We start from the raw sequence: 11,652 nt of genomic DNA on the forward strand, positions 1-11,652 counted from the left end.
CGCAGCGGGGGGCCTCAAGCTGGCCGCCAGCGCCACCGCGGTCCTGGCCGTCACCGGCGGCGGGCTCGCCGCCACCGGCAACCTCCCCGCTCCCGCCCAGCGGGCGGTGGCCGAGGTCCTCGACGAGGTCGGCGTCACCGTCCCCAAGCCGCCGGCCGATCGCGAACCTCAGACCACCGCGACGGATGAGCCCACAGGCGCGTCCGACCGCGGGCCGTCAGCGACGCCATCGTTGCCTGCGCCACAGGCGCCGGGACTGCGTGGAGAGGTCCCGCGATCGGACCCGCAGCGACCTTCGACCGTCACGCAGCGACCCTCGACCGCCACAGAGGCCCCCCGTACGACCGATCCCGCCCGCCCAACCGTGGACCGAGGGACGGACCAACGATCTGGCCGACCCCAGGCGGGCCCGACAGCCGCCGCGACGTCCGTCCCGGGCCCCCCCGGAGATGTCCCACCCGACCAGACGCCCGCCCAGGGTTGGTCCGACCGGCCGCAGGCGCCGGCCGGAGCGGGCGGTGTCCAGGACCGCGCGCCGCATCCGACGGGCCGTGACGGCGCGCGGTCGGGCCTCCCCGTCCCCGGCGGGCCCCGTCCGGAGGGTCCTGGCACCGACTAGCGACAACCTTCGCGACGGCGTGGCCCCGGTAACCCTCGCCGGGTTGAGAGTTGACACGACCCGCGGATCGCAACGAGCGAAGCCAGCGACGCCGACCCGTCGCTTCGAGCGAGGCCCGTCCGGTCTGGGCCGCCTGTTTGCGGCGCTGAGCGCGGCGCAGGCACGCTTGCGGTGATCGGTCGGGGGTGGGTCACGTGCAGGTACTGCAGTCGCGGGTGTTGTTGCGCCCGTCCGATCTGGACCGCTCGATCGAGTTCTACGAACACCAGCTCGGACTGGTGCGTTACCGCGACTGGGGACAGCCACCCAACCGCGGGGTGGTGTACTTCCTCGGCGGTGGCTACCTCGAGCTGACCGAAGGAGGCGGCGGTCCACCGCCGGGGCCGTGCGTGCGGTTGTGGCTGCAGGTCGCCGACGCCCGGTCGGCGTGCGACGAGCTGGCGGCCCGTGGCGTGACGATCGACGCCGAACCCGAGCGCAAGCCGTGGGGCCTGATCGAGAGCCTCGTGCACGACCCCGACGGGCTCCCGATCGTGGTGGTCGAGACTCCCGTCACCCACCCACTGCGGCGACGTCAGTGACGGGGTTAGCCGCGCTCGACCGGCACGTCCACCAGGGACCCGTACTCGGTCCACGAGCCGTCGTAGTTGCGCACGTCGTCGTACCCGAGCAGTTCGTGCAGGACGAACCAGCTGTGAGCGCTCCGCTCACCGATCCGGCAGTACGCCACGATCTGCTTGTCGGGGCTGACGCCTTGGCCCTCGTACAGCTCCCGGAGCTGGTCGTCGCCTAGGAACTCCCCGGTCTCCTGGTTGACGGCCTTGCTCCACGGGATGTTCGTGGCGCCGGGGATGTGGCCGGCGACCTGGGGCCACTCCTGCGGGAGGTTGTCGGGCGCGAGCTTCTCCCCGCGGAACTCCTCCGGCGAGCGAACGTCCACCAGACCCTTCCCGGCGGGGGCGCCGACGAACTCGTCCAGGACCTGGGCGCGCAACGCCCGGATCGACAGGTCGGGCTCCTTGGCCTCGTACTGCGTCGTCTCGCGGCTGGTGTCATCTTGGGTCAGGGGGCGATCCTCCTGCTCCCACTTCTTGCGGCCGCCGTCCAGCAGGCTCAGCTTCTCGTGACCGTAGAGCTTGAAGTACCAGTAGGCGTACGCCGCGAACCAGTTGTTGTTCCCGCCGTACAGCACGACGTGGTCGTCGTTGCCGATGCCCTTGTCCGACAGCAGCTTGGAGAAGCCCTCCCGGTCCAGGAACGTGCGACGTACCGGGTGCTGGAAGTCGTCCTTCCAGTGGAAGGCGACCGCCCCGGGGATGTGGCCGGTGGCGTAGAGGGTCGTGTCCTCGTCCACTTCGGCGAAGACCACCCCCGCATCGTCGAGATGCTCCGCGGCCCACTCGGTGGTGACGAGCGCATCGGGGTTGGCTGGCACGGGCGACTCCTTGACGCTGTCCGGTCGTCTCGAACCGAAGGGTGGGCGACGTGCCGGGTCAGCGCCAACCCGACGGGGTGCAAAGGGTGCGAACGCGCGGAGCGAGAAGGTCACGGCCGCTGCCCCGCGCGACCGATCTCACGAGGCGTCGTAGAGCGCCTTGACGAGCTCGTCCTTGTTCATCTGCGAGCGGCCCTCGATGTCGAGCTCCTGGGCCCGCTCGTACAGCTCGGCCCTGGTCCACTCCTCGTAGTCGGGTCCGACCGCACGGCTGGCTTCCTCTGCGGTGCGCCGCGCCTCGCTCGTCGCGGTCTCGGCGGTCTCCTGGCTGGTGTCGCGGGCCGTGACGGCGGCTTCGCGGGCTGCGCCCCGTGCGGTCGTGGCCGTCCGTCGCGTCGCATCACGGGCGGTCGCGACGGTGCGCTGGGCCCCGTCGCGCACGGTCCCCGCGGTGCGTGCCGCCGCATCCTTGGCAGCGCCGGCTGTCCGGCTGGCCGCGTCCCGGGCGGTGCCGGCCGTCTGCGTCGCGGCCTGGCGGGCACCACGCGCGGCTTGCGATGGCGACCTGGCCGGGGCAGGGATCTTGTTCCGGACGCGCTCAACGGTCTCCTCGCCGGGAGTGACGAGATCCACCACACGCCTGGCGGTGCCGACCGCCGTGTCGATGAGTCGTTCGATCGTCTGTTGTGGCTTCCCGGCCATGACGATGGTCCTGTCGGTTGCTAACGGGTAAGGGTCCTCACTCCACACGTACGTCAGGATGGGAGCACTCGCCACGAACGAACGGACGTCATGGGCCCAGCGCCGGGAGTTCTTGGCGTCGCTCCTCGGCTGCGCCGAACAGCTCGCCGTGGCGCTCGACACGCTCGACCACGTCACCGAGCTCGAACACCAGCCGATCGGGCTCGTCAGTGTCGACGGCCTCCTCGATCTCGTCCCAGCGCAGCGGCGTTGACACGGTGGGACGCTCCCGGGCGCGCAGCGAGTACGCCCCCACCGTGGTCTTGTGGGTGCTGTTCTGGCTCCAATCCACGAACACCTTCCCGCCACGCACGGCCTTGTTCATGTTGGAGGTGATCCGGTCGGGGGTCTGGCGCTCGAGCAGCTGCGCCACCGCCTTCGCGAACGGCGTGGTCTGGTCGTAGGTCACCGGGGTGTTCAGCGGGAGGTAGACCTGCAGTCCCTTCCCGCCGGAGGTCTTCACCACGCAGTCCAACCCAAGGCCGGCGAACAGCCCGCGGAGGCGGAGCGCCACCCGGCCGCAGTCGATGATGCCGGCCGGAGCGCCCGGATCGAGATCGAACACCACCAGGGTGGGGCGGTCGACGGCGTCGGCCCGGTGCAGGTAGGGGTGCAGCTCCAAGGCGGCCAGGTTGGCCACCCACACCAGCGCGGGCAGGTCCTGGATCAGGCAGAACTCGATGGTGGTCGGCCCCGATGACGAACGGCCCCAGCGCCCCGAACCGGTGGTGGTGACCGTCACCGTGGGGACCCATGGCGGCCGGTGCTCCGGACAGTTCTTCTCGTAGAAGAAGCCGCCGGCCACCCCATCCGGGAAGCGTTTCAGGGTGATCGGCCGCCCCGCGAGGTGGCGGAGCATCGCCGGCCCCACGCGGACGTAGTAGTCGATCACGGCGGCCTTGGTCGTCCCCGACGACGGGTACAGCACCTTGTCGAGGTTCGATAGCGACAGCTGTCGGCCACCGACCGAGACGATGGTGCGCTGCGCCACTAGCCAGCCTGCTGGCGTTGCCTGGCGGCCTCCAGGCTCTCCTCCAGGGCGGACATCAGATCGACCACGCGCGACGGCTCCGGCACGGCCGGCGGCACGACGACGTCCTCACCGACGGCCTTGCGCTCGATCAGCTCCAGCACGCGCATGCGGTACTCGTCCTGGTACTTGTCCGGGTCGAAGACGGTGCTCAGCGACTCCACCAGCTGCGTGGCCATGGCCAGCTCACGTTCGCGGACCTCGACGTCGGTCACCGGCACGCCGTCGATCTGGTCGACCGGCACGATCTCGTCGGCGTAGTGCATGGTCGACAGCAGCAGTACCCCGTCCTTGGCCCGCAGCGCCGCCAGGTACTGCTTGGTGCGCATGACGAACGTCGCGATCGCGACCTTGTTGGTCGCACCCATCGCCTCGACCAGGAGCCGGTACGGCTTGGTCGCACCCTGACCCGACGGGGCGAGGTAGTAGGGACGGTCGAAGTAGATCGGGTCGATGCGGTCGAGATCGACGAAGTCCTCGATGTCGATGGTCCGGCTCGCCTCCGGGTCGAGCGCCTCGAGCTCCTCGGGCGTGACCAAGACGTACTGGCCGGGTGCCAGCTCGTAGCCCTTGACGATGTCCTCGTAGGGAACCTCGTCCCCGGTGACGCTCGACACCCGCTTCTGGCGGATGCGGGCGCCGTCCTGGCGGCTGAGCTGGTGGAAGCTCACCGTCTTCGACGACACCGCCGAGAACAGCTTGACGGGCACGTTGACCAGCCCGAAGCTGACCGACCCGCTCCAGATGGCTCTAGCCATGGCGGCTCTCCTGTCGACCCGTCGGAAGTCTCGCGCCTGCCGGGTTCCGCGGCGAGCCCGCCAACCATCGACATCCGACCCGGCGACCCCAACGCCCGTCGAAGCGTCAGCGTGGCATGCGGGTCGTGCGCGACGGGTCCTGGTCGTCATCGGCGAGGTCGATGCGGCGCGTCTCACCGCTGCGGCCGTCACCGCGGCGACCACGGCCGGCGTCGTGCGCTGCGTGCGTGCGGTCCCGACGTTCGCCGGCCGCGTCGCGGTCACGCGCGTCGTAGTCACGGACGAACGACGTGATCGACCGGCGCATCGCCGCCGGGCTGATCAGGCTCACCAGCGCCGCGATCCCGCCGGTGACCACGTAGAACCAGCCGTGAGCCCGGCCCGCCGCGATCGAGTCCTGGAAGGCGGTCGGCTCGATCACCAGCAGCAGGCCGAACGCGATGGCGACCACGCCCAGGAACAGCACACCCTGCACCGACCGTGGAGACGCCCCGGTCCCGAGCAGCAGCAATCCGAAGATCACCTCGATGACCCCGAGCAGCGGGGTGTAGGTGAGACCGGCGACCTGGGCCTGGGGCGCGAAGATGCTCTCGGCCGCCCCCGTCCGCAGCAGCGCCACTCCCCCGAGGACGAGGTAGGTGACCCCCAAGATGATCGCCAAGATCTGCGCCGGCGTCCACGTGGAGATCTCCGGCGTCACGTGGATCACGTGGCGGTCCCGCTGGTCGACCATCGAACGACCTCCTGGGCGTGGCGCGGCGAGCGCGCTCGTCGGAACCAGCGTAAGAACAGCTCACCCTCCGCGACCGTCCGTTCGGACCCTCAACACGCAGCGTGATGGTGCGCGGCGGAGGCCCCCACCACGGGCCACCACGTGCACGCCCCCGGCGACGTCGCCGGGGGCGCCTCTCGCGGGACAGATCACGTCGCGGTCGTCTCGATCTCCTTGTGGCTGTCCGCGCCGGCAGCGATCGGGATCCGACGCGGCTTGGCGGATTCGAGCACGGGAACCTCGACCGTCAGCACGCCACTGTCGTAGGTCGCGTTGAGCTTGTCGACGTCCAGGCCGTCGCCGAGGAACACCTGCCGTGCGAACACACCCTGTGGCCGCTCGGAGACGACCAGCTGGTCGGATTCCGTGCGGTCGAAGTTCCGTTGGGCGGTGACGGTCAAGACGTTGGACTCGACGGTGAGTTCGATCGAGTCCGGGTCGACGCCGGGCAGGTCGTAGTGGATCAGGAACGCGTCACCGTGCCGGTACGCGTCGATCGGCATGGTTCGAGGCCCACGGACGTCGCCGAACGCGGCAGAGGCCAGTCGATCGATCTCGCGCCACGGGTCCCACCGGAGCATCATCCGACAACACCTCCCTTCTCACGCCCGCATCCCGGGCTGGTCAGCTTCGACTGGAGCCAGCTGTCTGCTCCGCTGGGAAGAACGCATCTGGAAGCTTCCTTGTTCCCGCAAGCAAGGCTTCCTGTCGTCGGTGAGCGCAAGGACTTGTGGTCCCCGGTGGCGACGGCGCCGTCACGACGTGGACGCGTACCGTCCGTCACAACGTCGGTCGCCGACACGACGACAGGAGGCGCCGTGGAAGCACGACACAGCCCGCCAGGCCGGGTGTGGTTGTGCCTCGCGGTGGCCCTGGCGATGCTGGCGGCGGCGTGTGGCCCGCGTGGCGTCGATGGCGGGCCATCGCCCGCCACGGACCTGACGGCAGAGGTCGATCGACCGCAGCACGACCCGATCAAGCTCGGCATGGCCACGACCCTGTCCGGCGCGACGGCGCTGTTCAGCGACGCCAACCGCAAGGGCGCCCAGCTCGCCGTCGACGAGCTCAACCGCGCCGGTGGCGTCCTGGGTCGTCCGGTTCAGCTGATCATCGAAGACGACGAGGGTCAGCCGGACGTCGCCGCCGACGTCGCCCGCGACCTGATCGACTCGCACGGGGTCAGTGCCCTGCTGGGGCCGGTCTCGTCGGCCGTGGCCATGGCGGTCACGGACGTCGCCGAGGACGAGCAGGTGCCTCTCATCCTCCACACCTCCAACAACGAGGCGCTGACGGTCGAGGCGTTCCACAGGTACGTCGTGTCGGTGGCGCCCAGCACCGGGATGGAGGCGCGCGCGCAGGCCATCGACCTGTCCGGGCGGGATATCACCCGGTGGGCGACGATCGCCCCGAACTACGAGTTCGGCCAACGACAGACGGACACGTTCGTCGAGACGCTCCGCGATGAAGCGCCGCACGTGGAGATCGTCGCGCAGCAGTGGCCGCCACTGAACGAGCCACGGTTCGAGCCGTTCATCACCGCGTTGCTGTCGGCCAACCCCGAGGCGGTGTACTCGTCGCTGTTCGGGAGCGACCTGGTGACGTTCTCCGGTCAGGCGGCGAGCATGCGGCTGTTCGACGAGGTGCTCGTCACCGCCCTGTACGACACCAGCGTCCTGCGGGAACTCGGCGACCGCCACGACCTGTCGCAGGTCCGGGCCTACTCGCGCTGCCCGTTCAGGATCGAGACCGCCCAGATGCAGGACTTCGTGAGGACGTTCGAGCAACGCTACGGGGAGGTGCCCTCAGATTGGGCATGCACCGCCTACGACGCCGTCACGCTGTGGGCGGACGTCGTGGAAGAGGTCGGCGACCTCAACGCCGATGCGTTCGCCCGGACCGTCGCGGGATTCAGCTTCGCGTCCCTCAGGGGGCAGGTCGAGGTCCGTGCGATCGACCACCAGGCTGCGGTGCCGTCGTACGCGGCCGACCTCGAACTCGACGAGCAGCGCGGCTTCTACGTCCACACGAACATCACAGAGATCCCCGCCGAGGACATCTGGCTCTCCGAGGCCGAGATCAGGGAGAAACGCGGGGGCGGTTGACAGCCAGGTCCCCGACGCCACGATCGACGCTATCGATCGAGAACCGGTGTCGGCGGATGATCGTGGTCGGGGTGCGAGACGAGAGCGGACGACGGGATTCGAACCCGCGACCTTCGCGTTGGCAACGCGACGCTCTACCAACTGAGCTACGTCCGCACGGGGCGCCGACGGGTATCCCCGCCAGGTGATGTGTCCCGACGTCACCGCGTCCGCGCGAACCAGGAGGCTACCGGAGGCCCGAAGGGGGGACAACCATCGGCCGTCCGCTCCTGGTGCGGGGACGAGTCGACCGGTGGGCCGTCGGGGAACACCGGCGTGCATCCTCAGCAAGGCGCTGCTGCCTCCCGGCGAAGCGCTGGCCGTAGCCTGTCTGTCTGCGCTGAGACAGGAGACACCGTGACCCTCACGATCGGGACCGGCCCGTTCGGCGACCGGCCAGCGGGGAGGTTCAACTTCGACCCAGGAGCTCCGCGACGGGTGCTGTACCTCGAAGATCGTCCCGGGCGGATCCGTGTCGAGTTCGTGGGCGAGACGGTGGTGGACACCATCCGCGCGAAGATGCTCCACGAGTCCGGCCTGACGCCCGTCTACTACTTCCCGCGAGCCGACGTCCGTACCGATCTTCTCGCTGTCAGCGACCGCACGACCCACTGCCCAGCCAAGGGCGACGCGCGCTACTGGGACATCAGCGTGGGTGATCGGGTCGCTGAGGACGCGGTGTGGAGCTACCCCGACCCGATCGATCCGGCCGCGGGGCTCGCTGGCCACCTCGCCTTCGTCTGGGACGCCGTGGACGCCTGGTACCACGAGGACGAACGCATCCACGTCCACCCGATCGACCCGTACCACCGGGTGGACGTGCGCCGCAGCTCCCGCCGGGTCGTGGTGCGCGTCGGTGACGTGGTCGTCGCCGAGTCGCGCCGCCCCCTGCTGCTGTTCGAGACGGGACTGCCGATCCGCTACTACCTCCCACCCGAAGACGTCCGCCGCGACGTGCTGGTCCCCAGCGCCACCGTCACCCACTGCCCCTACAAGGGTGAGGCGACCTACCACCACGTCGACGTCGGCGGCGAGCGGCACGAGGACGTGGTGTGGTCGTACCGTGCCCCGCTGCACGATGCCGCGCCGGTGGCCGGTCACCTGTCCTTCTTCAACGAGCGGGTCGATCTCGAGGTCGACGGCGAACCCCAGGGGCGGCCCCGCACCCGCTGGTCATGAGCCGTCCGCTGGCGGCCCGGTCCCCGACGAGCCGAAACCTCTGCTCCCCCTGGGCGTGGCCTCGAGGGTGTCGCTCTCGACGATGACCGCACGGCCGACGCGCTGCAGCAGCAGCTGCGCGACGCGGTCGCCGCGGGTGATGTCGACCGGGGCGTCGGCGAGGTTGACCAGCAGGATCTGCACCTCGCCGCGGTAACCCGCGTCGATCGTGCCGGGCGCGTTCACGACCGTCACCCCGTGGTGCAGTGCCATGCCGGAGCGTGGATGCACGAGCCCGACCCACCCACGGGGGATCCCCAGCGCCAAGCCGGTGGGGACGGCGACGCGCTGACCGGGGAGCAGCGTCACGTCGGTGGCGGCGGCGAGGTCGAGGCCGGCGTCGTCCGGGTGGGCGTAGGAGGGAAGGACGGCGTCGGGCTGAAGTCTGACGACGCGTAGCGTCACCTCTTCGGGGCGGGCCACCGGATCCACGGGCCCTCCCTTTCGTGCCGGCGGCCGCACGGCAGGACGGTAGCCTCGGGCCGGTCCGGGTGGGAGCATCCCGCGCACTGGCTGGCGCCGCCCGCGGTCCCGATCCTGGCGGCGACCGCTCGCTGGTCAGCGAGGCTGAGCGCCGAGTCGAACACCGCGCCGGGCCGGTCGCGTCGCGATCTGGGAGGCACCGTGCTACGCGCCCCGCCGCAGGCGCCGTCGAGGCGCCCACCGTCGTCGAGCGCGAGACCCCTGAGTGTCACGGCCACGCTGGTCTCCGCCGTGGTCGTGCTGGCCGCCGCGATCTTCTCGGTGTGGTGGTTCGGCCCTGCGGCGGAGCACCGGGCCGAGGTGGCCGCGGCGACCGCTGAGGCACGCAGGGACGTCGTAGCCAGCTACGAGGGGATCGCGACAGCGGTTGCGGCCACCGCGGATACCGCTGCCGACCTGCGCCTGACGCTGCAGCAGTACCTCATCGAATCGCCACGCAGCGACGAGGAGCTCAACACCGACCGACTCAACCAGCAGGCCGCTCTGGACGACGTGGGCCGCAGGCTGCAGGAGCGCGCCAACGCCCCGCCGCCCGACCTGCCCGACTTCGCCCGGCGCCGGGCGCTGGCCGCCGAGCTGCAACGGCTCGCGGCCTTCCGGTCGAGCGCCGGCGACCTCGGCGAGCGGGCGGTGGCGCTGGCTGCCCGCGCCGAGCAGTGGGCGGCGGCGCTCCTCCACCTGCGCGCGGAGCGTGATCGCTACATCGCCTTCGTGCAGGACCAGCCCGACACGCAGGATCCGGCGGAGCTCCGCCAGCAGTGGGAGTCGGAACGGGCGGTCCTGGCCGACTACCGCGCCGCGGCCGAGGCCGCGAACGACGTCGCTGGTCTCGAGACCGTGGCCGACGCCTACCTCACCTACGTCGAGCACAACATGGCGTTCGCGGAGGAGGCCATCGCCCTGCTGACCCTGGGAGACCTCGACGAGTACAACACCCGCGTGCGCGAGGTGTTCGGCGGGGCGGATCCTTTCGGCTTCCAAGCCGCCGTCGCGACGGCGCTGGGGCAGTCGCTCGACGCTGGCGTGATCGGCGAGCTCAGCGACCTCAGCGTCGACGCTGACGACCTGCGCAGCGAGCTACAGCGGGCGGCCAGGCAGGTGGCGTCCGCGTCGGCGTCGCCGGGCTGAGATCGCACGTGGCGGTGGTTGCTGGCTGGCGGTCGTTCGAGGCTGCGCTCGTTCGAGCCTGACCGTCGTTACGGGCGACTCCGGCGCGCCAGCTCGGTGCGGGCTCCCGCCGCCTCGGCGTGTTCCATCAGCTCGCCCAGGGACTCGACCAGGCACCCGGTGACGTTCTCCAGGTCAGGGAGCGCATCCCAGTCCCCGACGAAGCCGAAGTTCAGCCACCCGTCGAGGGACGTCACACCGGCCGCGAAGGAGTGGTTCTGCGCGAGTGGCACCGCCGGGAAGGCGCCGAGGAGCCGCATGCCCAGCGAGTACATCGGGACCTGCGGACCCGGGACGTTCGTCACGACGAAGTTGTACATCCGGGTGCGTGCCGCCAGACGCGCCGCTAGCGCGTGGAGGGTCGGCGGGGCGTAGGCCGTGAGGCCGACCAGGAAGTCAGCCCCGACCACCTGTTGATGATCCTTGATCTCTCGCATCCCCTCGTGGATGTGCTGCAACCGTTCGACGGGATCCATCTCGTCCACCGGCAGACGGATGAACACCGACGAGACCCGGTTGCCGAACAGGTGGCGGTCGTCGTCAGCGCGGACGCTCACAGGGACCATCACCTTGAGCGTCAGGCCCCTGGTGTCCTCGCCACGGGCCCGCAGGAAGCGGCCAACCGCGTCGCCCACCATGGCCAGGACCACATCGTTGATCGTGGTGTTGAACGTGTTCTTCACGCGCCGGACGTCGTCGAACGGCACACGCTGGATCGCGAAGCGACGTGAGATCCCGTTGGGTCGGTTCAGCGGGTTCGGTGGGCCGGGCCGCACCCCCGACCGCGCCATGGATGCCACGCCCTGCGCGATCCTCACCGTCGAGGCCATGGCACCCTGCGGCGCCGTGGCGAGCCGCTGCATCCCGGCCACAACCGACCGCGGACCGGTGACCACGTCGCGGACGGCGCCGGCGGCCAACCTCACGGTGTTCGGGCGGGGCGCCGGATGCCAGACCCGGGGTTGGGCGAAGTCGCCTGGGTCGTGGTCGAAGTCGAGGAGGAGCGTGGCGATGTCGATCCCCGTCACCCCATCGACCATGGCATGGTGGGTCTTGCCGAGGTAGGCGACGCGGCCGTCCTCGAGGCCCTCCATCACGTACAGCTCCCACAGCGGCCGCTTGCGGTCCAGCGGACGGCTGATCAGGCGCCCGACGTACTCCATCAGTTGGTCCGTACGACCCGGGCGTGGCAGGGCCGCGTGACGGACGTGGTAGGACAGGTCGAACTGCTCATCGTCGATCCAGATCGGCGACGTCAGCGGCAGTGGACGGTCGACGACCTTCTGAC

General features: G+C 70.4%; 12 protein-coding genes and 1 tRNA gene. 4 read left to right on the plus strand and 9 right to left on the minus strand.

Going from position 1 to position 11,652, the window contains the following annotated elements:
• Nucleotides 1-813: 813 nt before the first annotated feature.
• Complete coding sequence (locus M3N57_07105; protein MDP9022451.1) at nt 814-1,200, plus strand: VOC family protein; 387 nt, start codon at nt 814-816, stop codon at nt 1,198-1,200.
• A 5-nt stretch (nt 1,201-1,205) separates the two neighbouring features.
• Here the strand turns inward: M3N57_07105 and M3N57_07110 are convergent, their stop codons facing one another.
• The 6 genes from M3N57_07110 to M3N57_07135 all read right to left on the minus strand — a co-directional run bounded on the left by M3N57_07110 (nt 1,206) and on the right by M3N57_07135 (nt 5,939).
• Complete coding sequence (locus tag M3N57_07110) at nt 1,206-2,054, minus strand: sulfurtransferase (protein ID MDP9022452.1); 849 nt, start codon at nt 2,052-2,054, stop codon at nt 1,206-1,208.
• A 138-nt stretch (nt 2,055-2,192) separates the two neighbouring features.
• Nucleotides 2,193-2,831, minus strand: coding sequence for a Rho termination factor N-terminal domain-containing protein (locus M3N57_07115; GenBank protein MDP9022453.1), 639 nt, complete (start codon nt 2,829-2,831; stop codon nt 2,193-2,195).
• Between the two features lie 13 nt (nt 2,832-2,844).
• Nucleotides 2,845-3,786: a non-homologous end-joining DNA ligase gene (gene ligD, locus M3N57_07120; GenBank protein MDP9022454.1), complete on the minus strand. Its 942-nt coding sequence runs from the start codon at nt 3,784-3,786 to the stop codon at nt 2,845-2,847.
• Nucleotides 3,786-4,583 carry a Ku protein gene (locus M3N57_07125; protein MDP9022455.1) on the minus strand — a complete coding sequence of 266 codons (798 nt, stop codon included), beginning with the start codon at nt 4,581-4,583 and terminating at the stop codon, nt 3,786-3,788. The genes ligD and M3N57_07125 overlap by 1 nt, the downstream gene beginning before the upstream one ends.
• Before the next feature lie 106 nt (nt 4,584-4,689).
• Nucleotides 4,690-5,316, minus strand: a complete 627-nt coding sequence (locus M3N57_07130; protein MDP9022456.1) for a hypothetical protein — start codon at nt 5,314-5,316, stop codon at nt 4,690-4,692.
• A 188-nt stretch (nt 5,317-5,504) separates the two neighbouring features.
• Nucleotides 5,505-5,939, minus strand: coding sequence for an Hsp20/alpha crystallin family protein (locus M3N57_07135; GenBank protein MDP9022457.1), 435 nt, complete (start codon nt 5,937-5,939; stop codon nt 5,505-5,507).
• A gap of 234 nt (nt 5,940-6,173) precedes the next feature.
• Here M3N57_07135 and M3N57_07140 point away from each other — a divergent pair, with 234 nt between their 5' ends.
• Nucleotides 6,174-7,457 (plus strand): ABC transporter substrate-binding protein, encoded by a 1,284-nt coding sequence (locus tag M3N57_07140; protein ID MDP9022458.1) that lies wholly within the window; start codon nt 6,174-6,176, stop codon nt 7,455-7,457.
• Between the two features lie 83 nt (nt 7,458-7,540).
• Here M3N57_07140 and M3N57_07145 read toward each other — a convergent pair.
• A tRNA-Gly gene (locus tag M3N57_07145) sits at nt 7,541-7,613 on the minus strand.
• Between the two features lie 240 nt (nt 7,614-7,853).
• Between M3N57_07145 and M3N57_07150 the strand changes: the two genes are divergently transcribed.
• Nucleotides 7,854-8,675 carry a DUF427 domain-containing protein gene (locus M3N57_07150; protein MDP9022459.1) on the plus strand — a complete coding sequence of 274 codons (822 nt, stop codon included), beginning with the start codon at nt 7,854-7,856 and terminating at the stop codon, nt 8,673-8,675.
• Here M3N57_07150 and dut read toward each other — a convergent pair.
• Nucleotides 8,670-9,137 carry a dUTP diphosphatase gene (gene dut / locus M3N57_07155; protein MDP9022460.1) on the minus strand — a complete coding sequence of 156 codons (468 nt, stop codon included), beginning with the start codon at nt 9,135-9,137 and terminating at the stop codon, nt 8,670-8,672. The genes M3N57_07150 and dut overlap by 6 nt on opposite strands.
• 291 nt (nt 9,138-9,428) lie before the next feature.
• Here dut and M3N57_07160 point away from each other — a divergent pair, with 291 nt between their 5' ends.
• Nucleotides 9,429-10,325: a hypothetical protein gene (locus M3N57_07160; protein MDP9022461.1), complete on the plus strand. Its 897-nt coding sequence runs from the start codon at nt 9,429-9,431 to the stop codon at nt 10,323-10,325.
• A 68-nt stretch (nt 10,326-10,393) separates the two neighbouring features.
• On the opposite strand, the gene M3N57_07165 is transcribed toward M3N57_07160, so the two are convergent.
• Nucleotides 10,394-11,652 (minus strand): wax ester/triacylglycerol synthase family O-acyltransferase (locus tag M3N57_07165; protein MDP9022462.1); only part of this gene is annotated, 1,259 nt, incomplete at its 5' end.

This window comes from Actinomycetota bacterium, assembly GCA_030776725.1.
GTDB lineage: Bacteria > Actinomycetota > Nitriliruptoria > Nitriliruptorales > JAHWKO01 > JAHWKW01.